The organism is Rhodococcus sp. R1101, from assembly GCF_000278445.1.
Lineage (GTDB): Bacteria > Actinomycetota > Actinomycetes > Mycobacteriales > Mycobacteriaceae > Rhodococcus > Rhodococcus gordoniae.
This window is the reverse complement of sequence record NZ_AJVB01000018.1, coordinates 1-24,503: the sequence shown is the minus strand read 5'-3', so window position 1 is coordinate 24,503 and position 24,503 is coordinate 1. Positions and strand designations below refer to the sequence as shown.

Here is a 24,503-nt window from a genome sequence, read left to right as displayed (position 1 = left end):
AGAACGTGACGGGCATCCTGGCCGAGCGCAGCGACCAGGTCAACGCGCTCATCGTCGACGCGAACGCCCTGTTCGGCGAACTGAGCCTGCGCCGCGACGCCATCACCGAACTGATCGCGAACATCTCCTCCGTCTCGCGTCAGCTCACCGGGCTCGTGCAGGACAACCAGGCGCAGATGGCACCGACACTCGAGAAGCTCAACCTCGTGACGGCGAATCTGCAGGCGAACAAGGAGAACATCGCCGGGGCGCTCGACGGCCTGGGCCCGTACATCAGCGCGCTCGGGGAATCCGTCGCCAGCGGACCGTTCTTCAACGCCTACGTGTCCAACATCCTGCCGGCGCCGTGGTGGAAGGCCATCGTGGACAGCCAGGTCGCGCCCGATCTTCTCCCCGGGGATCTCCAGGACGTGATCCCGGACGGGCCCCCGACGATCAAGAGGGACGGCGAATGAGTACCGATACCGCCCCGACGACCGCCCGCCGTCGCCCACCCCTGCTGGTGCCGGCGATCATCGGTGCCGTCGCCGTGCTCGTGCTCGGCGCCCTCGCCGTGTTCGCCCTGCCGGACCTCGGCAAACGTACGATCCACGCCGAATTCGCGTCCACCAGCGGCCTGTACGAGGGCGACGACGTGCGGGTGCTCGGCGTCTCGGTGGGGCGCATCAGCGACATCGAACCCCGCGACGACCTCGTACAGGTGACGATGAAGGTCGACGCCGGCGTCGAGATCCCGTCCGACGCGAGTGCCGTCGTCATCGCGCAGAGTCTCGTCTCGGCGCGCTTCGTCCAGCTCACCCCTGTGTACTCGGGTGGCCCGACGATCGAGGACGGCGCGACGATCCCGATGCAGCGCACGGCCTCTCCGGTGGAGTGGGACCAGATCAAGACCGAATTGATGCGATTGTCCGAAGCGCTCGGTCCCGAGGAACTCGATCCGCAGGGATCCCTCGGCCGGTTCATCGACACCGCAGCCGAGAATCTCGAGGGCAACGGGCAGACCGTGCGCGAGGCCCTGCGGGAGTTGTCGGACACGATGCGCACGCTCTCGGAGGGGCGTACCGATCTGTTCTCGACGATCCGCAACCTGCAGACCTTCGTGTCGGTCCTCTCGTCGAGCAACGAACAGATCGTGCAGTTCGGCGGTCGTCTCGCGTCGGTCTCGGATGTGCTCGCACAGAGCTCCGACCAGCTCGGTGTCTCCTTGTCCGAGTTGAACATCGCCGTCGGCGACGTGCAGCGGTTCGTGCAGGACAACCGGGCCGGGCTCACCGAATCGGTGGAGCGGCTGGCCGATGCGACCGAGGTGCTGGCCCGCAAACGTCCCGAGATCGAGCGGGTGCTGCACTCCGGCCCGACCTCCCTCGCGAACTTCTACAACATCTACAAGCCGGCACAGGGTTCGCTCACGGGCGCACTCGCGATCAACAACCTTGCCAACCCCGTCGAGTGGATGTGCGGGTCGGTCGCGGCCGCCGCGAACGCGACCTCCGAGCGCAGCGAGGAACTGTGCCGCCAGCAACTCGGCCCGGTGTTGTCGTCCATCAATGCCAACTACCTTCCGCTGCTGGTCAATCCGCTCGCCGGTGTGCAGGCCTTCCCCGGCGACATCGTCTACACCGAACCCTGGCTCGAGGAGGCGTCGGCAGGTCGTGGCACCGCGCCCGAGCCGTCGTCCTCGGAGACCGCGTCGCCGGTCGACGGGATCCTCGGTGGCCTGCCGTCGCTGCAGGTCCCGCAGGATCTGGGTTCTCTGCTGCAGCCGGGAGGAGGGCGATGACCGGCCGCTCGATGTTCCGCCGTCTCGGCGTCGCGGCCACCGCGGTCGCGGTGAGCACGACGCTCACCGCCTGCGAGTGGGACGGACTCAACTCGATTCCCATGCCCGGCAGCGCCGGACGCGGGGAGGGTGCCTACGAGGTGCAGATCCAGATGCCCAACGTGACCACCCTGACCCAGAATTCACCCGTGCGCATAGACGACGTCACCGTCGGTTCGATCTCGGGAATCGAACTCGAGGGCTGGCATGCGCTCGTGACGATCTCCCTCGACGAGGACGTGGTGGTCCCGGCCAACTCGCTCGCGCGGATCGGTCAGACGAGCCTGCTCGGATCCCAGCATCTCGAACTCGTCCCGCCCGTCGGCGAACCCCCGCAGGGCAGACTCGAGGACGGCGATCTCATCCCGCTCGAACGCGCCGATGCGTATCCGACCACCGAGCAGACGCTGTCGTCGCTGTCGGTGGTGCTCAACGGTGGTGGGCTCGCGCAGATCAACGACATCACCACCGAACTGAACGCGGCACTCGTGGGCCGGGAGGACTCGATCCGGAACCTGCTGCCGCGCCTGGACGAACTGGTCTCCACTCTCGACACGCAGCGCGGCGACATCATCGCGGCGTTGGAGGGCATGGACCGGCTGGCCGCGACCGTCGACGACCAGAACGCGACACTCGTCCGCGCCCTCGAGGAGTTGCCGCCCGCGCTGGAGGTGCTCTCGGATCAGCGTTCGAACCTCACCGCCGCGATGAGTTCGCTCGGTGAACTGAGCACCGTGGCGAGCCGGATCGTCGAGACCTCGAACGACGATCTGAAGGCGAACCTCGAAGGCCTCGCACCGACGTTGAAGGCCCTGGCCGACTCGGGCAGTGCCCTGACCGAGGTGCTCGGTGTGCTGCTCACCTATCCCTTCCCGCAGGCGGGTATCAACAACATCATCCGCGGCGACTACGCGAACCTCGCGATGACGATCGACCTCACCCTCGACCGCCTCGACCTGAACTTCCTGTCGGGGACGCCGCTCGCGGGACGCCTCGCCGGCCCGGAAGGAATCCTCGGCCGCGACGCGGGACTCGCCGCACAGGCGACGGACCCGTTCCGCGCACCGCTCGAACCACCCCCGCCGCCGCCTCCCGGTCCCGAAGGGAAGCTGACGATTCCCGGTATCGGGGAGATCACCATTCCCGGCCTGCCTCTGGGGGTGCCCGCGCCATGATGCTCACGCGGTTCGTCCGCATCCAGCTCACGATCTTCGCGATCCTCACGGTCGTCGGACTCGTCGTGATGTCGCTGATGTACGTGAAGTTGCCGGCGCTGTTCGGGATCGGACGGTACGAGATCGTCGTCGAACTGCAGTCGACCGGCGGTCTGTATCCGCACTCGAACGTCACCTATCGCGGAAACACCGTCGGCACCGTGCGGAGCGTCGCCCTGTCGCCGACAGGGGTCGAGGCGTTGCTGTCCATCGACAGCGACGCGGAGATTCCCGCCGACGTGGACGCGGCGGTGCGCAGCGTCTCGGCCGTCGGCGAACAGTACGTCGATCTCGTGCCCCGAGCCGAAGGTGCGGATGGTGAGCGTCTCACCGACGGCGACGTGATCCCGGCCGACCGCACGAGCGTGCCGCAGGAGGTCGGTGCCCTGCTCGACCAGGCCGACGTGTTGCTCGCCTCGATCAGCGACACCCGGCTGCAGACCGTGGTGGACGAGGCGTTCGCCGCGTTCAACGGTTCCGGACCCGAACTGCAGGAACTGATCGACTCGACACGCCTGTTCGTCCAGGAGGCCTCGGCGAACAGCGCCGAGACACGACAGCTGATCGATCAGATCGGTCCGTTGCTCGACACGCAGGTGGTCACGAGCGATGCGATCCGGTCGTGGACGCGTGACATGGTCACCTTCACCGACCGCCTGCGCGAGAGCGACCCCGACCTGCGGGCCCTGCTCGACGTCGGGCCGGGTGCCGCTGCCGAAACCGAATCCCTGTTGCAGGAACTGAAACCGACCCTGCCGTTGCTGCTCGCGAATCTGGTGAGTGTCGGCGAGGTGGGCGTGGTGTACAACGCCGGCATCGAGCAGATCCTGGTGCTGTACCCGCCGATGACGACGGCTCTGATCACGGCCGCCGGTGCCGGCCCGCCCGAGGACGGCGCCGTGGTGGACTTCCACCTGCAGGTCAACGATCCGCCGCCGTGCCTGGCAGGCTTCGTGCCGCCGGAGCAGTGGCGCAGTCCGGCCGATACCTCCGTGGTCGACACACCCGGCGACATCTTCTGTCAACTGCCACAGGATTATCCGAACGCGGTCCGCGGTGCCCGGAACGTGCCGTGCATGGAATATCCGGGTCGTCGGGCACCGACACCGGAGATGTGCCGCACCGGATACAGCCCTACCTATTCGGACAATCCGTGGACCGGACCGCCGACACCGGTGGCCTCGGAGAACGTCGCACCCACACCCGCTTCCTACGGTGAGCGCGGCGACACGGCTCCCGCCGGGGTCGCGGCGCGACGGATCGATCCGCAGACCGGGACGTACATTGGTCCCGACGGCACCGTGTACACACATGCCGACCTCGGTGGAGATCGGAGCTTGGAGAGTTACATGAAGGCGCAGCAGGGCTGATGACGGACGAGATCGACAAGAAGACGAAGCCGGCATGGGCGAAGCCGGTCGCGGTGATCGCGTCCGTACTGGTCATCGCGCTCGTCGCGGCCGGTGCCTGGCTCATCGTCGACAGGCAGTCCGCGAACGAACGCGACGAGAAGCGGGAGGCGTACCTGCAGGCCGCGCGGCAGACGGTGCTCAACCTGACCACGATCAGCGCCGATTCCGCCGACGCCGACGTCGCACGTCTGCTCGAAGGCGCGACGGGCGACTTCGAGGCCGAGTTCGAGGGCCGCGAAGGACCTTTCGTGGAGGTCGTGCAGCAGGCCGGGGTCGACACCACCGGTGAGGTCCTCGAAGCGGGAATCCAGAACGAGGACGGCACGTGCGCGTCGTCGCTCGTCGCTTCCCGTGCGATGGTGAGCAACGCCGATCAGGCCGAACCCGAAGCACGCGATTTCCGTCTGCGGGTGACGATCTGCGACGAGAACGGGAAATTGCTGGCATCGAAGGTGGAGTTCGTGCCGTGACCGACGAGAAGGACGATCGCGTGACGCTCGACAAGACGACCGACGAAGCCGTGTCGGGTCAGGCTGTGGACACGGGCGGCGGATCCACCACCGCGGAGACTCCCACCCCCGACGCCCCTGCCTCGGACCCCACATCGGATTCGCAGACCTCGTACCTTCCGCACATCGCGATCGGATTGTCGATCGTGGCGCTGGTTTTCGCGGTCCTGGTGGGTTGGCTCGCCTACGGTGCCGTCCAGCAGTCCGCCGCCGAGACGGCGCGGACCGAGGCGCGGGTCGCGGCGGAGGAACAGGCGGTCGCGATGCTCGCCTACACCCACGACCAGGTGGACGCGCAGATCGAAGCCGCCGCGGAAGGCCTCACCGGCGACTTCCGCGACGAGTACACGAATCTGATGAAGAACATCATCGCGCCGGGCGCCAAGGAGAAAGCGATCAGCGTCCAGGTGAGCGTGCAGGCGTCCTCGGTGGTCTCCGCCGACGCCGACAACGCCGTGACCCTGCTGTTCCTCAACCAGATCACGACGAGTTCGGAGAACCCCGAAGCGGTGAGCAGCGGCAGCCGGGTGCGCGTCGAACTCGAAAAGCAGGACGGACGCTGGCTCGTCGGCCGCCTGACTCCGATCTAGGAGCCGAGGGCCGTCAGGACGGGTCGGGTTCGCCGACCTCGTCGGGCGCGATCAGGGCGCGCCCGGCAGCGCCGGTGTTGGCGAGAGTGTCGAGGAACGAACGAGCCCAACGATTCACGTCGTGGGTGAGTACCTGACGGCGCAGGGCTCGCATCCTCTTGCGACCGTCCTCGCGCGGCACCTCGATCGCCGCCTGGATCTTGTCCTTGACGTCGTCGAGGTCGTGCGGGTTGCACAGGAGGGCCTGGCGCAGTTCGGCTGCGGCACCGGTGAATTCGCTGAGCACCAGCGCGCCGCCGAGATCGCTGCGACATGCGATGTACTCCTTGGCGACGAGATTCATGCCGTCGCGCAGCGGGGTCACCAACATGACGTCGGCAGCGACGAAGAACGCGATGAGCTCGTCGCGGGGACGGGGCGGTGGATGTAGTGCACCACCGGGCGTCCCACCTCGGCGTACTCGCCGTTGATGCGGCTGACCGTCCGCTCGATCTCGCCGCGCATGTGGACATAGGAATCGACGCGTTCCCGGCTCGGGGTGGCGAGCTGCACCATCACGGTGTCCTTCGGGTCCATGCGGCCCTCGGCGAGAAGTTCGTGCACCGCATCGAGCCGCACGTCGATGCCCTTCGTGTAGTCGAGCCGGTCGACACCGAGCAGGATCTTCTTCGGATTGCCGAGTTCCTTGCGCAACGCCTTGGCGCGGTCGCGGATCGCCTTGCTCCGCGACTGCTGGTCGAGCCGGCCCGACTCGATGGAGATGGGGAAGGCGCCCACGCGCACCGACCGGAAGCCGACCTGGACCACGCCGAGCTTCGACCGGATGCCGATGTTGCCGCGCGAGGTCTGCGCTCCCGCCAGACGTCGTGCGAGGTACAGGAAGTTCTGTGCACCGCCGGGGAGGTGGAAGCCGATGAGATCGGCGCCGAGGAGCCCCTCGACGATCTCGGTGCGCCACGGCAACTGCATGAACAGTTCGATCGGCGGGAACGGGATGTGCAGGAAGAACCCGATCGTCAGGTCGGGGCGAAGCATCCGCAGCATCTTCGGCACCAGCTGCAGCTGGTAGTCCTGGATCCAGACGGTCGCGCCCTCCGCGGCGGCCTCGGCGGTCTCCTCGGCGAAACGCCGGTTGATCTCGACGTAGGAGTTCCACCATTCGCGCCGGTACTCCGGCCGCACGATCACGTCGTGGTAGAGCGGCCACAGGGTGGCGTTGGAGAACCCCTCGTAGTAGTCGGCGATGTCCTCGGTGCTCAACCGCACCGAATGCAGGGTGAGGCCGTCCTCGACGATGATGCCGGACTCGGCGTCGGCCACGCCGGCCCAGCCGACCCAGGCACCGTTGTTCGACCGCAGGATCGGCTCGAGCGCGGTGACGAGCCCGCCGGGGCTGCGCTTCCAGCGGGTGGTGCCGTCGGGAAGCCGTTCGAGATCGACCGGCAGGCGATTGGCGACGACCACGAAGTCCGACCCGGCATGCGAGTCATGGTTCCCCGCTGCGTCCGCTTCGCCTGCTGTCACGTTCTGGTCCTCTTTCGGCCGGGTGGTGTGGTGCTCGTCAGTGCTTGTCGCTGGGGCCGATGCCGAGCATCGCCAGCAGCATGCGGCATTCGTCCGCGTTCTCTGCGTAGGCGGCGACGACTCGCTGCGCCTGTCGTGCGGTTTCGTCGGCGACGGGTTCGAGATCCTCGTCGGCGATGTCGTTCGCGGTGGTCGGGTCCGCGGCCATGATGTCCTCCCGGGGTCGCTGCTCTGTGCGAGCACGCATCGTCCTTCGACTCTAGGAGAATCGGACAGCTCGCCGCCACCCGCCTTCCGTGGACCGTCCTGGCACGGTCCTGCAGTTCTTCGTCGCGGTACCGTAGGACGGTCGTGTGTGAGCGCAGCGCCCCGTGTACGTGCGGCGTGTACTCGCAGGACACGACGTCATGGCGCCGGCCCGCGGCGCACCACCGCGCTTTCGTCGAGGAAGGTATTCATGCCCATCGCCACCGTGAACGGCATCCCGCTGAACTACCAGGTCAAGGGGACGGGTGATCTCGTCGTCCTCATCATGGGCACGGGCAGTCCGGGACGCGTGTGGGACCTGCACCAGGTGCCCGCGCTCGTGAAGGCCGGCTACCGGGTCGCCACCTTCGACAACCGCGGCATCGCGCCGTCGGGCGAGAGCCTCGGCGGGATGACCATCGACGACCTGGTGAAGGATACGGCCGGGTTGATCGAACTGCTCGGCGGTCCGGCCTATGTGATCGGCACGTCGATGGGTGCGCGTGTGGCGCAGGAGCTGGCGCTCGCCCGCCCGGACCTGGTCCGCAAGGCCGCCTTCCTCGCCGGGCACGCCCGCATGGACCAGTTCCAGCTGACGCTCACCGAGGGGGAGCGGCAGCTCTACGACAGCGGTGTCGAGTTGCCGCCGAAGTATCAGGCCGCCGTGACGGCCGTGATGAATCTGTCGCCGGCGTCGCTGGCCGACGAGCACACCGCTCGCGACTGGCTGGACGTCTTCGAATTCAGCGGCGGAAAGGTGTCGGCGGGTGTGCGCGCGCAGCTCGGCATGGACCGCGACTTCGACCGGCGCGCGGCCTACCGGGACATCACGGTGCCGTGTCTGGCGGTCGGGTTCGCCGACGACCGGATGATCCCGGCCTACCTGTCGCGCGAGGTGGCGGACGCCATCCCGGGTGCGCGTTACGAGGAGATCCCGGACGCGGGGCACTACGGCTATCTCGAGCGGCCCGAGGCGGTCAACAAGATCCTGGTGGACTTCCTGGGTTCGTAAGGGAGCTCCGCAGAGGGAATTCGTAAGCGGGCGCGGTGGAATCGGCGACGATCCACCGCGCCCGTCGTCTGTGGACTGCGACGAGGGTCCTTGCGCTCGGGACGTCCCTGCGGACCGTCGGGCACTGGTACGCTCACCGAACAAAGGTTAGCCTGGGCTACCTTCGAGTCTCGTACGAACCGATCACGGGCCGCTCCGGCCCCCTAGTACGAAAGTTGAGTGATGACCGACCGTTCCAGCCTTGTCGCCGATGACGCGGGGAGGTCGGAGGGCAACTCGCAAGGAGACGTCTTCGACCTCGTCGGTATCGGTTTCGGCCCCTCGAATCTGGCGCTCGCGATCGCCGTCGAGGAGCACAACACCGACAATCCCTCCGCGGCGATCCGGTCACGCTTCTTCGAACGGCAGTCGGCCTTCGCCTGGCACCCGGGCATGTTGCTCGAGGGCGCCACGATGCAGATCGCGTTCCCCAAGGATCTGGTCACCTTCCGCAACCCCACCAGCTCGTACAGTTTCTTCTCCTACCTGCACGATCGTGGCCGTCTCGTGGACTTCGTCAATCACCAGACGTTCTTCCCCACGCGCCACGAGTTCCAGGACTACCTGCAGTGGGCGGCCACGCGTGTCGACGCCGACGTCCGCTACGGGACCGAGGTGGTCTCGGTCGAGACCGTCCACAACCACAACGGGGTCGCCGACCTCTTCGCCGTCCGGACCGCCGATGGAAACGTCGTGTATGCGCACAGCATCGTGGTCGGGGTCGGGTTGCGCGCCCGCCTCCCGAAGTGGGCGACCGCGTCGGCCCGCTGCTTCCACAACCACCACTTCCTCGTCCACATCGAAGACATGCCGGAGCCGCAACACCAGCGCTTCGTGGTGGTCGGTGCCGGACAGAGCGCCGCCGAGGTCGTGCAGTACCTGCACACGCACTACCCGCACGCCGAGGTCCACAACATCTTCAACCGCTTCGGATACAGCCCCGCCGACGACAGCCCGTACGCGAACCGCATCTTCGACCCGCAGGTCGTGGACGAGCTGCATGCGGCCCCGCTGTCGGAGCGAGAGCGTCTGCTCGCCCTGCACCGCAGCACCAACTACTCGGTCGTGTCCCCGGAACTCATCGAGGCCCTGTACGCGACCGAGTACCGCGAGCGGGTCAGCGGCCGCCGCCGCCTGTTCCTGCGTCGTGCCTCGGAGGTCGTGGCGGCGATCGAGAACGACGGAGGGGTCACCGTCGAGGTCCGCAACAATCTCGAAGGTGACATCGAGACGCTCGAGTGCGACGCGGTGGTCCTCGCGACCGGCTTCGAACCGACATCCCTGCAGCCGCTGCTCGGCGATCTCGCGCCCGAATCTCCCGTCCTGTCCGTCGCCCGCGACTACCGTCTGCCGCTGCTCGAGGGCATCACGGCCGACATCTACCTGCAGGGCGGCACCGAGAAGACACACGGTCCGACCGCGTCGTTGCTGTCCAACGCAGCAATCCGCGCGGGGGAGATCCTGACCTCGATCGTCGAACGCCGGGAGCTTCGCCTGCCCGGAGCCGGGGGCGGAATCGACGAGCTTGGTAGGATATCGGACCATCACACCTACGCAACAAGTGAGGCGAGATGAGCACGAATCCATTTGACGACGAAGACGGCCGCTTCTACGTCCTCATCAACGATGAGGAGCAGTACTCGCTGTGGCCGACCTTCGCCGAGGTTCCGCAGGGGTGGCGGGTGGTATTCGGCGAAGAGTCGCGCGCCGCTTGCGTCGAGTACGTCGAGCAGAATTGGACCGACATGCGTCCGAAGAGCCTTCGCGACGCAATGGAAGCCGACGAGAAGGCCCGCCAGGGCAGCTGAACGCTTCCGTCAGATCCGCCGAGAGTCACGCCCGCGCCGAAAGCGCAGCGTGGCTCTCGTCGTTTGCACGGACGATGCGGCCTCCCGGCCCGACGACCCCTGCGAAGTGACGGGGATCGGACCCGTCGCCAGCGGACCCGACCCGATCGGGCCGGTGGGTATCGGTCCTGTTGCGATCGGTCCCGTCGCGATCGGGCCTGTTGCGATCGGTCCGGTTCCGGGAGCGGTGGGTATCGGTCCGGTATGCAGCGACCTCACCGGGATCGGACCCGTGGCGGGCCCCGGCGCCGGTCGCCACACCGGGCGGTTCTTGTCGAGCCGGATCCGGGGGATCCGCCGCAGTTGCGGGCGGCGCAGCGCGCCGACCCGGAGGAGACCCCGGGGGTTCCGGGTGCGGCGGGCGAGCCATTCACCGAGCGTGACACCGGCAGCGAGCGCACAACCTATCCCGAACGCCGAGAACAGCGCCGTCATGCCGGTGGACATCTGGTTGCGGAGCATGGCGTAGAGGCCGCGGTACAGGGCGAGACCGGGCAGTAACGGCGTGATGCCGGCGACCGCGACGACCAGCGGCGGCGTGAGCGCGCGGCGGGCCATCAGACCACCCGCGAAACCGATGGTGGTCGCGGCGAGGGCCGACGAGATGATGGGGCCGAGCGACAGTCCGAGCGCGAGCTGGTAGCCCAGGCTGCCGGTGGCGCCGGCAAGCGCGGCGACCGTGAGGGCCCGACGCTCGGCGTAACAGGCGAGGGCGTAGAACAGCGCAGCCGCGGCGCCGGCGAGGATCTTCGTCGGCAGCTGCGTGAGGTCGGGTAGGGCTTCGTAGCTGATGAGGGGAAGTTCGGCGCCGAACACCGAGGCGATCCGCAGGGTCGTCGCGACGCCCGCGATGATCCCGCCCGTCATCATCAGCACCTCGAAGAAGCGCGCCGACGCCGTGATCGGGGCACCGGTGATGGCGTCCTGCACCGAACCGACGAGCGACAGCCCGGACAGCAGCACCGTCACCCCGGCCGCGATGATCAGTCCGGGGGAGACTTCGACGCCGATGGTCTCCCGTATGCCGTACAGCGTGATCGCGGGAGCCGTGGCGATGATGCCGCCCACCAGGTGCTGGAAGAAGAACGGCAGGCCTGCCGCATTCAGTTTGCGGTTGACGCGGTCGATGACGAAGGTCGAGCCGAAGGCGACGAGAGCGACCAGCGCGTCGCCGCCGAGGAGCACGGCGATCGACGCGGCCATGGCCGACCACGCGATCGTCGCCACCCAGCGGTTGTACGGATGCGCCTTGGTGGTGATGGCGAGCAGTTCCTCGTGCGCCTGTGCGGGGGAGATCGCGTCGCGGCGGATGCGGCGGGTCAGGCGGTCGACAGCCGCGAGTCGCGTGAAGTCCATCGAGCGGTAGTGCACCACCCGCATCGTGCTCGACGGCGGCATCGTCGGTCCGCGATAGGCCGACAGCACGATCGAGTTGTAGGTGACATCGACGTCGCACTGCGCCAGACCGTAGGTGGCGGCGACGAACCGCACCTGCTCGGCGGTGTCGATCGCACCCGTGCCCGAGGCGAGAAGAACCTCACCGACGCGCACGGCGACGTCGAGTGCCTCGGCGACCACCGCATCGTCGGTCAGATCGATCGGCTGCAGTGGGGCCGGTGCTTCGGTGACCGCGTCGATGGTCGCGCGGCGGGTACCGAGAACCCGATCGAGGAAGTCGTCGAAGCGGATCACCGTCCGCGGCCTCCGGTACGGCTGGGGGAAACGGAGAAGGCGGGCATGGAATCCACCGTAACGAAGGCGGGTGGGTGCGCGCCGAGAGTGTGACGCGCTATATGATGGCGTCGCTCACGGGTCGTCCGCGGCCTCCGAGTTCAGTGCCTCCTTAGCTCAGTGGTAGAGCACTCGCCTTGTAAGCGAGCGGTCGTCAGTTCAATCCTGACAGGGGGCTCCACCGAGGTCTCTCCGTGCTCGGCACGGCAGGCCCGTCGCGTACAGCGCGCGGGCCTGTCTCATGCGGTGGTGCTGTGAACCGCTGCGAAGATCACGAAGACGGCGAACAGTGCCGCAGCACCCAGACACGCACCGACCAGAGCCTCACGAGGATTCGTCGCCGTGCCCTTGTCGACACGTTCGAGACCGACCCACCCGCACACCACGGCGACCAGCCCGACAGGGATCGCGACGAAGTCGCCGATGACGGGGACGAACGCGAAGACGAGGGCGACGATCCCTGCGATCAGTGCCGCAGTCCCGGCACCGTTGCGCGGAGGAGGGGGAACGGGCGGAGCCGGGGGAACGGGTAGATCTTCGTGCATGGGGCCTCCGCTCGCAGGTCGGTACTCGGCTGTCGTCCCGGGGTTGTCAGGCCTCGAACAGCGACCGACCCCAATAGTCTTCACCCCCCGTTCCGGGTGGGCATGCGAAGACGGCCGACCCGACGTGCTGGATGTACTCGTTCAGTCCGTCGTGCCGTGCGAGTTCGAGTTGCATCGGCACGAACTGTTCGAGCGGGTTGCGGCAGAAGGCGACGAAGAACAGCCCGGCGTCGAGGTGGCCGAGTCCGTCGGATCCGTCGGTGAAGTTGTAGCCGCGTCGCAGGATCCGGATGCCCCCGAGATGCTGAGCGGACGCGAGTCGCACGTGGGCGGTGGCGGGAACGAACGGACCGTCCGGGCCGCTCGACTCGAGGTCGAGTTCGTCGAACTCGTTCGTCCGGCCGAGCGGTGCACCTTCCCGCTTGTCGCGTCCGATGACCGCTTCCTGCTCGCCCAGCACGGCCCGGTCCCACTGTTCGATGAACATCCGGATGCGCCGCGCCACCAGATAAGTTCCGCCCGCCAGCCATGCCTGGTCGTCGTCCGGCGCCACCCACACCGATTCGGTGAGGGCCTGCGGATCCTCGGCCTTGAGGTTGTTCGTGCCGTCCTTGAAACCGAACAGGTTCCGGGGCGTGGTCTGGGACGTCGAGGTGGAGGAGGTACGGCCGAATCCCAGCTGCGACCATCGCACCGAGGCCGTGCCGAAGGCGACCCGCGCGAGATTGCGGATGGCGTGGACCGCGACCTGCGGATCGTCCGCGCACGCCTGGATCGCGATGTCACCGCCACTGCGGGCCGGATCCAGGTTGTCGGCGGGAAAATGTGGAAGATCCACCAGCGCGGCGGGTTTCAGGTGGGCGAGGCCGAAGCGATCGTCGAACAACGACGGTCCGAAGCCGATGGTGAGAGTCAGCCGGGAGGCCGCCAGGTCCAGAGCCTCACCGGTATCGCTCGGCGGATGATGGATACCCTCGCCGGTCGCACCGTCCTCGGTGGCCTCGAGGCCCGAGGTCATCCGTTCGGCCATCGCGGTCCACGTCTTCAGCAAGGCGATCAGTTCGTCACGGTCGCGTGTGGTCACGTCGAAGGCGACGAAGTGCATGCGGTCCTGGGCGGGAGTGACGATCCCGGCCTGGTGCTCGCCCTGGAACGGGACCACACCATCGGCGGCCACGTTCTCCGGTGAGGGAGCGGTGACGCGGCCGACCACCGCACCGGTTCCGGCGAGCACGGCACCGGCACCTGCCGCGCCGAGCAACCGGCGGCGCGAGACGAGGGGAGAGGAGCCGGAGCCGGTCACAGGCCCGCCGCTTCCGCCACGACCCCTTGCACCCTGCTCACCTCGGCGGACAGTGCATCGATCAGTCGTGACAGTTCCTGACGCTGCGGTTCGGTGACCGTGTCGTACGAGACGAAACCGTCACCCACCCGGTATCGGGCCAGTGCTGCATCGAGATCCGCGAACCGGGCGTCGATGGCGGTGCCGAGTGCCGTGTCCTGTTCGTCGATGATCGGTCGCACTGCGGCGACGGCGGCCTGCGAGCCGTCGACGTTCGCCTGGAAGTCGTACAGGTCGGTGTGCGAGAAGATGTCCTCCTCACCGGTGATCTTCGACGTGGAGATCTCGTCGAGCAGACCCTGCGCGTCGCCTGCGATCCGGGTGGGATCGACGACGTAGTCCTCCGCGTTCACCAGGGCGGCCAGCTCTGCGACGTCGGCAGCGAGCCGGTCGGCGATCGTGCCGGTGTCGGGTTGCGGACCGGTCACCCACAGGTCTTTCTCGAGACGGTGGAAGCCCGTCCACTCCTGCCCCGGCTCGAGGTCGGCTTCGCGCAGGTCCAGACGCGGATCGAGATCGCCGAAGCTCTCCGCCTCGGGCTCGATCCGTTCGAAGTGGGTACGGGTGAGCGGAAACAGCCGCTTCGCCTCGCCGACGTCGTTCGCGTGGACCGCTGCGACGAACCCGCCGGTGGCGGTGACCAGCGCGTCGGCCTCGCTCCGGATGTAGCGGCGATACCCGTCGGCCGCCTCCGTGAGCATGTCCTCGGCGCCCGTCGCGGCCTGCGAATCGCCCGTCACGGTGAACGGTTGCCGGATGCCCTCGCCCGCCATGTCCGGCCGGCACGACAGTTCGTAGTCGCCGGGCTCGGGGATGTTCACGATGAGCTGCCGGGTCAGTCCCGGACCGATGTTCTCGACCTCGCCCACCGCACGATCCCCGGCCGCGAATACGTAGAACTCGGTGACCTTCGAACCGTTGTTGGTGACGGTGAACGTCGAATGCCCTGTGACACCCTCGGTGGCGGACACCTCACAGGACGAATCCGTCGCGGTCACCGAGACGGCTCCCGGGTCGGATGTCGCCTTCTCGGTGCACCCGGCGAGGACGAGCGGAAGCACAGCGGTCGACGCGAGGAAGCAGGTGGTGCGGCGCATCTACGAGAGCCTTTCGGGACGAGCGTGTGAGGTCGCGGCAAGAACGGGATCGGGTGGGTGGTTGCCGCTTCGGCTGCGGGATCGTGCGGGGACGCCGATGCCGCGCCGGACGATCGGGACGATCGCAGCCACCCCGGCGGCTGCGCCGCCGCGGCCGGACCGCACCCGCTGCGAGGCTCGAGGCGGCGCATCGACGGCGAACGGCATCATGAAGCGTTCCTGCTTAGGTGAGGCGAACCTTTGATATCGGAACGTCAACATACACCCGGGCGACACTGCTGCGGGAGGGGCTCCGGTCCACGAATGCACGGGAGTCGTCGGTCGACGGCCGGCGGACGGTGCTTCGGCCGATGTCCCGACGGAGCGGTGACCGGCGTGAGCATGCGGTCGTGCCGTTCGACGTCAGGTCCGCAGATCGACGCGGACGTGCGGGAGGGTCGGCGCATCCGTCTCTTCTTCCGCCCCACACGCGACAGCGTGGCTGTCGAGCGATGCGAAAGATCTGAACGGGTCGGATGTCAGGGCTGCACCGGGGGCCGGGGCTGCACCGGGTGTCAGGATTTCGAGGACTCGAATGCGTCCATGTCGACGAATATCAGCCGCCCGTCCTCGAGGGCCACGGCCCAGCGGCGCACCGGAGCCCAGTCGCGGCCCAGCTGGTCGCCCACCGCTTCCTGGGCAGGACCGAAGTCTTCGACGATCGTGCCGCGGCAGGCATCGTCGCCCGCGACACCCGCGCGTACGACGACCTTCGCGCCTACAGCAGGTTTCGGGGGAGTGTTCGAGGATCCGGCCATAACTCGAATCATGCCATCGAGAGAAAGGAACAACCGGAGAACAGGGATCATTCGCGCCGATATCACACGATAACCGGGTGAAATATCCGATTTGCTTGTTTCGGTCGTCCCGATACCACTTCGTCCACGCCGGGCGACGTGGACGAAGTGGACGAAGTGAAGGGGTCGGCGATCAGCGCAGCGCGAGCTTCGCGCGCGCCTGGTCGGCGAACTCGGAGTCGACCATGAGGTCGTAGCGGGTGGCCTCGATGCTCTTCCGCGAAACGAAGTCGCGGCGCCCGCCGGTGCTCCAGTGGGTGACGAAGCCGAGTGATCCTCCCCATACGGCACCGACGGCGACGGCGGCGAGGATCACGGCGGCCATACCGGTGGCCGGGAGGAGCAATGCCAGGAGCAGGCCGAAGAGCAGGCCGGTCCAGATGCCTGCGGCGGTACCGCGGAGCGCGGCCTTGCCGGTGGTCATCCGGCCTTCGATGTGTTCGACGGTGGTGACCCCCTGCCCGACGACGCGCAGGTATTCGACCGGAAAGCCCTCGTCGGACAGGTGGTCGATGGCCCGCTCGACCGCGTCGTAGGTGCGGTAGCTCTCGAGGAGGATTTCGGATTCGGCGTCGTGCACGGGTGCAGGCGCGTAGATATCTGTCATGCGTTCCCCTATCGTCGACAATTGGAACGATACGCTTATCGTAGCGTATCGTTTCGTAGTGTTTGATTCGGGGTCTTCTTTTCGGGAGACTCGGGAATCCTGCGGGTGTACGCCTGCGCGAGGAGGATGTGGACATGGTGGGCGAGGCCGAGGCGCAGTCCGTGGCAGTGACATCGCGACGTCCCGTCAAGGAGCGCGCCGGGACGGACGCACGCATCGTGAAGGCTGCGCTCGAGATCCTTCGTCTGCACGGCCCCAACCGCGTCACCGTCGAAGCGGTCGCGGCGCTGTCGGGGGTTGCGAAGACGACGATCTACCGGCGCTATGCGAATCGCGAGGAGATTCTCGACGCGGCACTGCATTCGCAGGTGGCCTCGCCGTGCGTTCCCGACGGGCTGTGTGTCTACGACCGCGTCAAGTGGACCCTCGAGCTGATCCGTCGTGGGCTGTCGAACGAGGTGGGCATGGGGAGCGTCAGCGCACTGCTCACCGACCAGGAACCGGGTGTCACGGAATCGATCCGCGAGATCATCAACGCCCGGAGCGAGGTCGTCGCAGACGTGCTCCGCACCGCGATCGACTCGGGCGCGCTGCGCAAGGACATCGACGTCGACACTGCCGTCTCGATGCTCGTCGGGGCGTACCTCGGCGCCTACCTGCGTCACGGCGAGGTGGGAGAGTCCTGGGCGGACGAAGTCGTCCACATCGTCTGTCCCGAACTCGAACCGGACACCGAGGTGCATAGGCCGTAGGCTCGACGACGTGACCGGGTCGAGTCGATGCGTCGTGGCGGTCGTGGGATCGCTCAACCTCGACCTGACGGTCGTCGTGGCGCGTGCTCCCGAAGAAGGTGAGACGGTGCTCGGCCGGCACCTGAGCACCTATCCGGGCGGCAAGGGTGCGAACCAGGCCGTCGGCGCGGCACGACTCGCTCCCACCGCCATCGTCGGTGCCGTCGGCAGCGATCACGCCGCCGACGTGCTCCGGGGCGTGCAGCAGAAGGCCGGGGTCGACACCTCCCACCTCCGCACCATGCCGGGACCGACCGGCCGGGCCGTCATCGTCGTCTCCGACGACGGGCAGAACCGGATCGTCGTCGTTCCGGAGGCCAACTCGCTGCTGAAGGCCGAGGACGTCACCACCGCCCTCGACGCCCTCGATCCCGCCGTGGTGCTCACCCAACTCGAGCTTCTTCCTGCGGTGACCTGGGCCGCCGCCCGATGGGCGCACGATCACGACCGCCGGTTCGTGCTCAATCCGAGCCCGGCCGTCGACCTGGACGACCATGTCCTCGCTGGCGCCGACCCGCTCGTGCTCAACGAGCAGGAGGCCCTGCACTACGCGAACCTTCCCGCAGGCACCCCTTTCGACGACGTCGTCACCCGCCTGCTCGGGCTGGTGCGAACCGTGGTGATCACCCGTGGCGGGGAGGACGTGGTCGTCGGAACCGAGGACGCGATCGAACACCTCCGGGTCCCGCAGGTCGACGTCGTCGATACGACGGGTGCCGGCGACCATTTCGCCGGCACCCTCGCCGCCCTGCTCGGCAACGGGGAGGACCTGTTCGCGGCAGCGCGCCGGGCGTCGGCCGACGCTGCACGGCTGGTCGCATCCCGGCGTGCCGACCGCTGAAGCAGCGGAGCACCACGTCAGGGTGGCGGAAGCAGTTCGCCCTTGCCGCTGCGGAGCCAGCGCCCGGGGAGCCGGCCCGCGAGATCGCCGAGCGGACCGACGGCCCCGCGCAGCAGCTCGACCGTTTCCTGCAGCATGTCGATGCTCGCGTTCATCTGCGAGATACCGGGTGCGAGGTGCGAGAGGGTCTCCGAGAGCGAGACGATCTGATCGAGCGGCCCGCCTTCGGCGAGCAGCCGTTCCAGGGCTCCCTGTTCGGAGAGCAGGACATCGAGCACGCCACCCTGGGTGAGGGCGCGCTCGACGACCCCGCCGGGCCGGATCGCCACGTCGACGATGCCGCCCGGTGCGGTGAGCCGTTCGACGGCACCGTCCTGGGCGAGCAGCCGTTCGAGCGGACCGTCGTGTGCCGTGAGGCGATCGAGCAGGCCGCCTTCGGAGACGAGACGGTCGAGGGCGCCGTCGTCGGCGAGGATCCGGTCGAGCGGGCCACCGGGTGCGGTGAGCCGGTCGACGGGTCCGCCCGGTGCGAGCAACCGGTCGAGCAGTCCGCCCGGTTCGGTGAGCCGATCCACGGTTCCGCCCGGTGCGAGCAGGCGGTCGAGCGGACCACCGGGACGCAGGGCGTGGCCGAGTCCGCGGTCCTCGGAGGTGAGCTTCGAGATCTGCTGCAGCAGCCCCACGGAACTGCGGGTGTCGGGCAGGCCGACCGCGCCGAGCGCCGAGTAGGTGGCGGGAGACACCGCGACCCGCACGGTACCGACGACCGTCTCGGCGACGCTCAGGGCGGTCTCGGCCGCGGTCAGACCCACACGCACCGGCAACACGAGTACGGACCCGAGGTTCATGGGACCGACTGTAACGGTCGGTGCCCGAGAACGTCAGTGCCCTAGAACGTCGGTGTCCGAGAACGTCAGTGCACGAGTTTGAGTCCCACGACGCACAGCACGATGCCCGCGATCAGAGCGATCTTCAGCAGTGATGCGGTCTCGGTGCCGGTGACCATCGCGTAGCCGACCGTGAGCGCGGCACCGATGCCCACCCAGATCGCGTAGGCCGTACCGACCGGCAAGGTGCGCAAGGCATACGCGAGTCCGGCCATGCTCAGGACGAGAGCGACGACGAACACCAGCGTCGGAGTGAGCCGGCTGAAGCCGGCGGATCTGCCGAGGGCGGTGGCCCATACGGCTTCGAGCACACCCGACAGGACGAGAACGATCCAGGCCATGACGTACAACGCTCCTGCACCGTCTTGTCGCTGGCCGGGTACGGTGCGCTCGTCCGGGAGGCCGACTACGGCCACCTTCATCCAGGTTAGGAATTCCGGGCGAGGATTGGCAAATTGCTCAGGACACACGCAACAGCTGTGATTCCTGCGCAACGACTGTGCACGAGCATCCGCCATCCAGCTCGGTGCATTCGAGAACGAGGGTGTGCCGCACGATCTCGAGATCGACGCAGTCGGGATCGGTGCAGTCCACCTGTGTGCCGGCATGGATCACGAGGGTGCCGTGGCAGTGGTCGAGATCGTGGTTGCACTGTGAGCACGTCATGACCCCTTGATAGCACTGCGGCCGGAGAGCGTGGTGAGGATGGGGCGTCGCGCTGTCCGGTTCGTCCGGTGAGCGGGCCTCGACGTCCCACGACTATCGTGAGCACGCACAACGAACGGATGCGACGACTCGGGGAGCAACCACATATGGGGATCGCGGACGTGGTCGGGAAGGCCGCGCGGAACGCGTGGTCGCTGTTCGCCGCCGACGGCATCGCGCCTCCCCACCGCACTCCCTCGGTGATCGTCGGGAAAGGCCACCACCGGACATTGCGACGTTTCGTACCGGAGAACGCCGGTCCTCCGGTACTGCTCGTGACCCCGCTCGCCGCGTCGCCCACCTGCTTCGACCTGATGCCGGGGCAGAGCCTCGTCGAGCACCTGCTCGCTCTCGGACACAGCGTCTTCCTCGTCGAGTACGGCGAGATGACCCCCGACGACCGCGACCTCGGGCTCGAATTCTGGATCGACGACGTGATCCCCGAAGCGATCGCCCGCACGTCCGAACTGTGCGGGAACCGCGAGGTGGACGTGGTGGCGTGGAGTATCGGGGGCACGCTGGCGATGCTCACCGCGGCGGCTCATCCCGCCCTGCCGATACGGTCGCTCACGGCCTTCGGCAGTCCGCTCGACTACTCCGCGATCCCGGTGATGGCGCTACCTCGGCTCCTCGGCCGGTTCGTCGCCGAACCCGCACTCGGTCTGCTCGACGCGGTCTTCGGCGGGATACCCGCACCCCTCGTGCGCACGGCCTACCGCCTCACCGCGATCGAACGCGAGATCCACCGCCCGTGGTTCGTGGCGACACATCTCACCGATGCCGAGACGCTCGCGCGGATGGAACGCGTCGACCGGTTCCAGGACGAGATCCACGGCTACGCCGGACGGGTGTTCCGTCAGCTCGCGACGAGCGTGACCATCGACAACGAGCTCGCCACCGGGCGTCTGCGGCTCGGCGACCGGGTCGTCGACCTCGCCGACGTTGCGGTACCGGTGCTCGCGCTCGGCGGCGAGGACGACGTGCTCGCCCCGATCCCGGCCGTGGAGCCCGTCACGAGGCTGCTCAGCGGCACGCAGGTGCGGTTCGTCCGCGTCCCGGGAACGCACCTCGGCATGCTCACCGGCAGCACCGCACGCGAGACCTCATGGCTCGAACTGGACGTCTTCCTGCGCGAATCCCACACGAACAGCAACGCGCCGGCCGCCACGCTTCCCGTCGAACAGGAAGTCGGGACGACCGGCGTGTGAGGCGTTGCGTCGCCCGGCCTGTCAATGCGTTCCGGCGACCTCGGGGGCCGACGTCTCCACCTCGTCCGGCTCGGGCTCCGCGGCCCGCCGGACGAACAGCGATCCGACGACGGCGATCACGGCGATCACCGCGCCCCATGTGAACGCTCCGTGGACACCGTCCGCGAGCGCGCCTGCGGGATCGTCGGCGCTCTCGGCGCCCGCGACCGTCGTGCGGGTCAGCACCGTGATGAACAGCGCCGTACCGGCCGCGCCGGCGACCTGCTGCATCGTGCTCACGATCGCACTGCCGTGGGAGTACAGCCGCCGCGGCAGCGCCCCGAGCGCCGAGGTCAGCAACGGCGAGAACATCAGCGCGAGACCGATGTTGAGCAGCACGTGCCAGGCGATGACCGTGCCGGTCGCGGTGGCCGCGTCGAAGGTCGTCATGCCCCACATCGCGACGCAGGCGATCAGCGCGCCCGGTGCGACCAGCGGCCGCGGACCGAACCGGTCGAACAACCGTCCGACGATGTAGCCGAGCAGACCCATCGCCAGGCCGCCGGGCAGCAACACCAGGCCGGTGGCCAGCGTCGACTGTCCCAGCACGTTCTGCAGGTAGATCGGCAGCAGGATGAGCGTGCCGAACAGCGACATCATGCTCACCGATACGAGCGCCACCGCCAGCGAGAATGCCGGCGTGCGGAACGCGCGCAGGTCGAGCAGGGCGCCGTCGCCGAGGCGGAGCTGACGCAGGACGAAGAGCGCGAGCGAGGCGAGTCCGACGACCAGTGGCAACCACGGCGGCAGCAGCGGATCGCCCTCGGCGGCCTCACCGAGACTGCTCAGACCGAAGACCAGACCGCTGAAGCCGAGCGCGGACAGCGCCACCGACGGGGCGTCGAGCGGCACCGGAACCGGTTCGGTGACGTTGCGGATCCAGCTCAGGCCGAGCGTCGTCGCGACGACCGCGATCGGCAGCACCAGCAAGAACATCCACCGCCAGCTCAGCTGGTCGAGCACGACGCCACCGATGGTCGGGCCGATCGCGGGTGCGACGGCGATGACGATCGAGATCACGCCCATCGTGCGCCCGCGACGCTCGGTGGGGACCAGGTTGAGCACCGTCGTGAACAGCAGCGGAAGCATCACCGCGGTACCCACGGCCTGGACGACACGGCCCAGCACGAGGACCGGGAAGATCGGCGCGATCGCGGCGATCAGGGTGCCGAGCAGGAAGCTGCCCATCGCGATCGCGAAGACCGTGCGCAGCGACAAGCGGGTGAGCAGATAACCCGTGATGGGAATGACGACGGCCATGGTCAGCATGAACGCCGTGGTGAGCCATTGGGCGGTGGCCGCGCCGACGTCGAACTCGACCATCAGTTTCGGCAGCGCGACGCTCATGATCGTCTCGTTGAGGATGACCACGAACGCGGCCCCGACGAGGACGGCGATCAGCAGACCGGCTCGCGGTGCGGGAGGACTCGGTGGAGTAGAGGACACGAGGACCTCAACGGGATACCGGTCGGAATTGTTCCGCCGGCATCCCGTGAACGGGAGATCAGTCCGGGACGTGCTCGCCGTGACCCTGTTCGCGGAGGGCGTCCTTGATCTTCTGCTGCGCGCGATCGAGCGATTCGGGCGACGGATCCTTGTCGGCCGTCGCGAAGTCGAAGTCGCCGAGGGAGTAGGCGGGGAAGACGTGCAGATGCAGGTGGGGGACTTCCAGACCCGCGATCATCAGACCGGCGCGCGGCGCGTCGAAGGCGGCGGTGACGGCGCGACCCAGGATGCGGGCGACCTCGTTCACCTTCGCCCAGAGGTCGTCGTCCACGTTCTGCCAGTGGTCGACCTCCTGCCGCGGCACCACCAGCACGTGCCCTTCGGTGAAGGGGTTGATGGTCAGGAACGAGACGACGTCGTCGTCCTGCCAGACGAAGCGGCCCGGCAGTTCACCGGCGATGATCTTGCTGAACACGGAAGCCATACCCGGAGGATAAAGGACACCGTGTTCACCGGAGGTGTTCCGTGACATCGGCTGCCGCGACGGTGAGGAGGGCAGCGATGTGGGCGTGTCGGGAGGTCGCGACGGCTCCTGTGCGGTGAGCGGTCGTATCGTCGGGCGCATGGGAGGAGAGGAGAACGTCCGGGAGGCGCCGCTGCGCGTACTCGTGGACGAACTCGTCACGCACGTCCTCGTAGGACTTCCCGTGGACCGGCGCACGGTCGTCGGGTTGTGCGGGCCACCGGGTGCCGGGAAGAGCCGTGCCGCGGCCCTGCTCGTCTACGCGCTGCGGTGCGCGGGGGTGTCCACCGGTCAGGTGCCGATGGACGGCTACCACCTGTCCAACCGCCAGCTCGACACTTTCGGTGCGCGCGACCGGAAGGGAGCACCCGACACCTTCGACGTCGCGGGTTTCCGCGACATGCTGAGCCGGGTGCGGCAGTGCCGCGACGAGACGATCTATGCTCCCGACTTCTCCCGGGCCCTCGACGAACCGATCGCGGCGGTGCATGCCGTCCCACCCGATGCGCGGGTGATCGTCACCGAGGGCAACTATCTGATGTTCGAGACCGGGGGATGGGAACACATCCACCCGCTGCTCGACCTCGTCATCTATATCGACGCGCCCCGCCGCACGCTCACGCGACGCCTCGTCCGGAGGCACCGCCACCACGGACGGGACGACGACGGGGCGCGCGAATGGGTGCGCACGGTCGATCTGCCGAATGCGGAAGCCGTCCAGCGCACCCGCTCCCGCGCCGATCTCGTGTGGAGACCGGTCCCGTAGTCTGTCCTGCGTGCGCGTACTCGTTATCGGCTCCGGTGCCCGTGAACATGCTCTGGCTCTCGCTCTGTCCCGCGACCCCGGCGTGACCGCCGTGCTGGCGGCGCCCGGCAATCCCGGTATCGCGAACGTCGCCGAGCTGTTCCCGGTCGACGCCGCCTCCGCCGGCAGTGTCGTCGCCCTCGCGACCGAGCAGAAGGCCGATCTCGTGGTGATCGGCCCCGAGGTTCCCCTCGTCCTCGGTGTGGCCGACGCCGTCCGCGCCGCGGGCATCCCCTGCTTCGGTCCGTCCGCTGCCGCCGCCCGCATCGAGGGGTCGAAGGCGTTCGCGAAGGACGTCATGGCCGCCGCCGGCGTGCGCACCGCCCACAGCGAGGTCGTCGACAGCCCTGCGACCATCGACGAGGCGCTCGACCGCTTCGGACCGACCTGGGTGGTCAAGGACGACGGTCTCGCCGCCGGTAAGGGGGTCGTCGTCACCACCGACCGCGATGCCGCCCGCGATCATGCTGTCGAGATCCTCGAGAACGGGCACCCCGTTCTGCTGGAGTCCTTCCTCGACGGTCCCGAGGTCTCGTTGTTCTGCCTGGTGGACGGTGAGACGGTCGTGCCGTTGCTCCCGGCGCAGGATCACAAGCGCGTGGGGGAGGGCGACACCGGCCCCAATACCGGCGGAATGGGTGCCTACACCCCGTTGCCGTGGCTGCCCGAGGGCAGCGTCGAGCAGATCGTCTCCGAGGTCGTCGAACCGGTCGCGGCCGAGATGGTGCGGCGCGGATGCGGCTTCTCCGGACTGCTCTACGCGGGTCTGGCGATGGGCGCCGAAGGTCCGGCCGTGGTCGAGTTCAACTGCCGCTTCGGCGATCCCGAGACCCAGGCCGTGCTCGCGCTGCTCGAGTCGCCGCTGGGTGAGGTCCTGAACGCGGTGGC

The 24,503-nt window shown here is 68.1% G+C and carries 24 protein-coding genes, 1 tRNA gene, 3 pseudogenes and 1 riboswitch; of the genes and pseudogenes, 15 read left to right on the top strand and 13 right to left on the bottom strand.

Annotated features, from left to right (window positions below; genetic code table 11):
* The 6 genes and pseudogenes from R1101_RS0103205 to R1101_RS0103180 all read left to right on the top strand — a co-directional run.
* A pseudogene (locus R1101_RS0103205) lies at positions 1 to 455 on the top strand (MCE family protein); the annotation flags it as partial.
* The gene (locus tag R1101_RS0103200) at positions 452 to 1,780 is read left to right on the top strand and encodes an MCE family protein (RefSeq protein WP_016932050.1); all 1,329 of its coding nucleotides are present in this window, start codon (positions 452 to 454) and stop codon (positions 1,778 to 1,780) included. The pseudogene R1101_RS0103205 and the gene R1101_RS0103200, both read left to right, overlap by 4 nt.
* Positions 1,777 to 2,994, top strand: coding sequence for an MCE family protein (locus R1101_RS0103195; protein ID WP_016932049.1), 1,218 nt, complete (start codon positions 1,777 to 1,779; stop codon positions 2,992 to 2,994). The genes R1101_RS0103200 and R1101_RS0103195 overlap by 4 nt, the downstream gene beginning before the upstream one ends.
* Positions 2,991 to 4,403 carry an MCE family protein gene (locus tag R1101_RS0103190; protein ID WP_016932048.1) on the top strand — a complete coding sequence of 471 codons (1,413 nt, stop codon included), beginning with the start codon at positions 2,991 to 2,993 and terminating at the stop codon, positions 4,401 to 4,403. Before R1101_RS0103195 ends, R1101_RS0103190 begins: the two co-directional genes overlap by 4 nt.
* Positions 4,403 to 4,915 (top strand): hypothetical protein, encoded by a 513-nt coding sequence (locus R1101_RS0103185; protein WP_016932047.1) that lies wholly within the window; start codon positions 4,403 to 4,405, stop codon positions 4,913 to 4,915. Before R1101_RS0103190 ends, R1101_RS0103185 begins: the two co-directional genes overlap by 1 nt.
* Positions 4,912 to 5,544 (top strand): hypothetical protein, encoded by a 633-nt coding sequence (locus R1101_RS0103180; protein ID WP_016932046.1) that lies wholly within the window; start codon positions 4,912 to 4,914, stop codon positions 5,542 to 5,544. Before R1101_RS0103185 ends, R1101_RS0103180 begins: the two co-directional genes overlap by 4 nt.
* Positions 5,545 to 5,557: 13 nt before the next feature.
* On the opposite strand, the pseudogene R1101_RS25755 reads toward R1101_RS0103180, so the two are convergent.
* Positions 5,558 to 7,068: pseudogene (locus R1101_RS25755) on the bottom strand (alpha,alpha-trehalose-phosphate synthase (UDP-forming)).
* Positions 7,069 to 7,105: 37 nt separating this feature from the next.
* On the bottom strand, positions 7,106 to 7,315 hold the full coding sequence (locus R1101_RS25750; RefSeq protein ID WP_016932045.1) for a hypothetical protein: 210 nt from the start codon (positions 7,313 to 7,315) through the stop codon (positions 7,106 to 7,108).
* A gap of 210 nt (positions 7,316 to 7,525) precedes the next feature.
* Between R1101_RS25750 and R1101_RS0103165 the strand changes: the two genes are divergently transcribed.
* The 3 genes from R1101_RS0103165 to R1101_RS0103155 all read left to right on the top strand — a co-directional run bounded on the left by R1101_RS0103165 (position 7,526) and on the right by R1101_RS0103155 (position 10,173).
* On the top strand, positions 7,526 to 8,326 hold the full coding sequence (locus R1101_RS0103165; RefSeq protein WP_016932044.1) for an alpha/beta fold hydrolase: 801 nt from the start codon (positions 7,526 to 7,528) through the stop codon (positions 8,324 to 8,326).
* 222 nt (positions 8,327 to 8,548) lie between these two features.
* Positions 8,549 to 9,940, top strand: a complete 1,392-nt coding sequence (locus R1101_RS0103160) for a lysine N(6)-hydroxylase/L-ornithine N(5)-oxygenase family protein (protein WP_016932043.1) — start codon at positions 8,549 to 8,551, stop codon at positions 9,938 to 9,940.
* Positions 9,937 to 10,173, top strand: coding sequence for an MbtH family protein (locus R1101_RS0103155; RefSeq protein ID WP_006551884.1), 237 nt, complete (start codon positions 9,937 to 9,939; stop codon positions 10,171 to 10,173). The genes R1101_RS0103160 and R1101_RS0103155 overlap by 4 nt, the downstream gene beginning before the upstream one ends.
* Before the next feature lie 333 nt (positions 10,174 to 10,506).
* Here the strand turns inward: R1101_RS0103155 and R1101_RS25745 are convergent.
* Positions 10,507 to 11,904, bottom strand: a pseudogene (locus R1101_RS25745) (threonine/serine ThrE exporter family protein); the annotation flags it as partial.
* A gap of 145 nt (positions 11,905 to 12,049) precedes the next feature.
* Here R1101_RS25745 and R1101_RS0103145 point away from each other — a divergent pair.
* Positions 12,050 to 12,124, top strand: a tRNA-Thr gene (locus R1101_RS0103145).
* 58 nt (positions 12,125 to 12,182) lie between these two features.
* Here the strand turns inward: R1101_RS0103145 and R1101_RS0103140 are convergent.
* From R1101_RS0103140 to R1101_RS0103120, 5 genes are all read right to left on the bottom strand, one after another.
* The gene (locus R1101_RS0103140) at positions 12,183 to 12,488 is read right to left on the bottom strand and encodes a hypothetical protein (protein ID WP_016932041.1); all 306 of its coding nucleotides are present in this window, start codon (positions 12,486 to 12,488) and stop codon (positions 12,183 to 12,185) included.
* A 46-nt stretch (positions 12,489 to 12,534) separates the two neighbouring features.
* Positions 12,535 to 13,791: an iron uptake transporter deferrochelatase/peroxidase subunit gene (gene efeB, locus R1101_RS0103135; protein WP_016932040.1), complete on the bottom strand. Its 1,257-nt coding sequence runs from the start codon at positions 13,789 to 13,791 to the stop codon at positions 12,535 to 12,537.
* Positions 13,788 to 14,927, bottom strand: a complete 1,140-nt coding sequence (gene efeO, locus R1101_RS0103130) for an iron uptake system protein EfeO (protein ID WP_016932039.1) — start codon at positions 14,925 to 14,927, stop codon at positions 13,788 to 13,790. Before efeO ends, efeB begins: the two co-directional genes overlap by 4 nt.
* 554 nt (positions 14,928 to 15,481) lie before the next feature.
* Positions 15,482 to 15,724, bottom strand: coding sequence for a hypothetical protein (locus tag R1101_RS0103125; RefSeq protein ID WP_016932038.1), 243 nt, complete (start codon positions 15,722 to 15,724; stop codon positions 15,482 to 15,484).
* A 172-nt stretch (positions 15,725 to 15,896) separates the two neighbouring features.
* Positions 15,897 to 16,370, bottom strand: a complete 474-nt coding sequence (locus tag R1101_RS0103120; RefSeq protein WP_016932037.1) for a general stress protein — start codon at positions 16,368 to 16,370, stop codon at positions 15,897 to 15,899.
* 134 nt (positions 16,371 to 16,504) lie between these two features.
* Here R1101_RS0103120 and R1101_RS0103115 point away from each other — a divergent pair, with 134 nt between their 5' ends.
* Positions 16,505 to 17,122, top strand: a complete 618-nt coding sequence (locus tag R1101_RS0103115; protein WP_037222065.1) for a TetR/AcrR family transcriptional regulator — start codon at positions 16,505 to 16,507, stop codon at positions 17,120 to 17,122.
* Positions 17,123 to 17,132: 10 nt separating this feature from the next.
* Positions 17,133 to 18,002: a ribokinase gene (locus R1101_RS0103110; RefSeq protein WP_026002821.1), complete on the top strand. Its 870-nt coding sequence runs from the start codon at positions 17,133 to 17,135 to the stop codon at positions 18,000 to 18,002.
* Between the two features lie 17 nt (positions 18,003 to 18,019).
* Here R1101_RS0103110 and R1101_RS0103105 read toward each other — a convergent pair whose 3' ends face one another.
* The 3 genes from R1101_RS0103105 to R1101_RS0103095 form a co-directional block, all read right to left on the bottom strand.
* Positions 18,020 to 18,850, bottom strand: coding sequence for a hypothetical protein (locus R1101_RS0103105; protein WP_016932034.1), 831 nt, complete (start codon positions 18,848 to 18,850; stop codon positions 18,020 to 18,022).
* Between the two features lie 65 nt (positions 18,851 to 18,915).
* A complete protein-coding gene (locus tag R1101_RS0103100) occupies positions 18,916 to 19,230 on the bottom strand; it encodes a DMT family transporter (protein WP_026002820.1) in 315 nt (104 codons plus the stop codon).
* 13 nt (positions 19,231 to 19,243) lie between these two features.
* A riboswitch (guanidine-III (ykkC-III) riboswitch) is annotated at positions 19,244 to 19,308 on the bottom strand.
* A 40-nt stretch (positions 19,309 to 19,348) separates the two neighbouring features.
* On the bottom strand, positions 19,349 to 19,555 hold the full coding sequence (locus tag R1101_RS0103095) for a hypothetical protein (protein WP_016932032.1): 207 nt from the start codon (positions 19,553 to 19,555) through the stop codon (positions 19,349 to 19,351).
* 98 nt (positions 19,556 to 19,653) lie between these two features.
* Between R1101_RS0103095 and R1101_RS0103090 the strand changes: the two genes are divergently transcribed.
* Positions 19,654 to 20,802, top strand: a complete 1,149-nt coding sequence (locus tag R1101_RS0103090; RefSeq protein WP_232284662.1) for an alpha/beta hydrolase — start codon at positions 19,654 to 19,656, stop codon at positions 20,800 to 20,802.
* A gap of 21 nt (positions 20,803 to 20,823) precedes the next feature.
* Here R1101_RS0103090 and R1101_RS0103085 read toward each other — a convergent pair whose 3' ends face one another.
* Both R1101_RS0103085 and R1101_RS0103080 read right to left on the bottom strand, forming a co-directional pair.
* Positions 20,824 to 22,287, bottom strand: coding sequence for an MDR family MFS transporter (locus R1101_RS0103085; protein ID WP_016932030.1), 1,464 nt, complete (start codon positions 22,285 to 22,287; stop codon positions 20,824 to 20,826).
* Positions 22,288 to 22,345: 58 nt separating this feature from the next.
* A complete protein-coding gene (locus tag R1101_RS0103080; RefSeq protein ID WP_016932029.1) occupies positions 22,346 to 22,771 on the bottom strand; it encodes an HIT family protein in 426 nt (141 codons plus the stop codon).
* Between the two features lie 139 nt (positions 22,772 to 22,910).
* Here R1101_RS0103080 and R1101_RS0103075 point away from each other — a divergent pair, with 139 nt between their 5' ends.
* Positions 22,911 to 23,576, top strand: coding sequence for a nucleoside/nucleotide kinase family protein (locus R1101_RS0103075; RefSeq protein WP_026002819.1), 666 nt, complete (start codon positions 22,911 to 22,913; stop codon positions 23,574 to 23,576).
* A gap of 10 nt (positions 23,577 to 23,586) precedes the next feature.
* On the top strand, positions 23,587 to 24,503 hold a 917-nt coding region (gene purD / locus R1101_RS0103070), incomplete at its 3' end, for a phosphoribosylamine--glycine ligase (protein WP_016932027.1).

Bases quoted from the DNA above. Each gene is read 5' to 3' on its own strand.
- R1101_RS0103200 (WP_016932050.1), top strand. From the start codon at position 452: ATGAGTACCGATACCGCCCCGACGACCGCCCGCCGTCGCCCACCCCTG.
- R1101_RS0103190 (WP_016932048.1), top strand. From the start codon at position 2,991: ATGATGCTCACGCGGTTCGTCCGCATCCAGCTCACGATCTTCGCGATC.
- R1101_RS0103095 (WP_016932032.1), bottom strand. From the start codon at position 19,555: ATGACGTGCTCACAGTGCAACCACGATCTCGACCACTGCCACGGCACC.
- R1101_RS0103195 (WP_016932049.1), top strand. From the start codon at position 1,777: ATGACCGGCCGCTCGATGTTCCGCCGTCTCGGCGTCGCGGCCACCGCG.
- R1101_RS0103125 (WP_016932038.1), bottom strand. From the start codon at position 15,724: ATGGCCGGATCCTCGAACACTCCCCCGAAACCTGCTGTAGGCGCGAAG.
- R1101_RS0103155 (WP_006551884.1), top strand. From the start codon at position 9,937: ATGAGCACGAATCCATTTGACGACGAAGACGGCCGCTTCTACGTCCTC.
- R1101_RS0103115 (WP_037222065.1), top strand. From the start codon at position 16,505: ATGGTGGGCGAGGCCGAGGCGCAGTCCGTGGCAGTGACATCGCGACGT.
- R1101_RS0103120 (WP_016932037.1), bottom strand. From the start codon at position 16,370: ATGACAGATATCTACGCGCCTGCACCCGTGCACGACGCCGAATCCGAA.
- R1101_RS0103100 (WP_026002820.1), bottom strand. From the start codon at position 19,230: ATGGCCTGGATCGTTCTCGTCCTGTCGGGTGTGCTCGAAGCCGTATGG.
- R1101_RS0103105 (WP_016932034.1), bottom strand. From the start codon at position 18,850: ATGAACCTCGGGTCCGTACTCGTGTTGCCGGTGCGTGTGGGTCTGACC.
- R1101_RS0103160 (WP_016932043.1), top strand. From the start codon at position 8,549: ATGACCGACCGTTCCAGCCTTGTCGCCGATGACGCGGGGAGGTCGGAG.
- R1101_RS0103075 (WP_026002819.1), top strand. From the start codon at position 22,911: ATGGGAGGAGAGGAGAACGTCCGGGAGGCGCCGCTGCGCGTACTCGTG.
- efeO (WP_016932039.1), bottom strand. From the start codon at position 14,927: ATGCGCCGCACCACCTGCTTCCTCGCGTCGACCGCTGTGCTTCCGCTC.
- R1101_RS0103080 (WP_016932029.1), bottom strand. From the start codon at position 22,771: ATGGCTTCCGTGTTCAGCAAGATCATCGCCGGTGAACTGCCGGGCCGC.
- R1101_RS25750 (WP_016932045.1), bottom strand. From the start codon at position 7,315: ATGCGTGCTCGCACAGAGCAGCGACCCCGGGAGGACATCATGGCCGCG.
- R1101_RS0103185 (WP_016932047.1), top strand. From the start codon at position 4,403: ATGACGGACGAGATCGACAAGAAGACGAAGCCGGCATGGGCGAAGCCG.
- R1101_RS0103165 (WP_016932044.1), top strand. From the start codon at position 7,526: ATGCCCATCGCCACCGTGAACGGCATCCCGCTGAACTACCAGGTCAAG.
- R1101_RS0103140 (WP_016932041.1), bottom strand. From the start codon at position 12,488: ATGCACGAAGATCTACCCGTTCCCCCGGCTCCGCCCGTTCCCCCTCCT.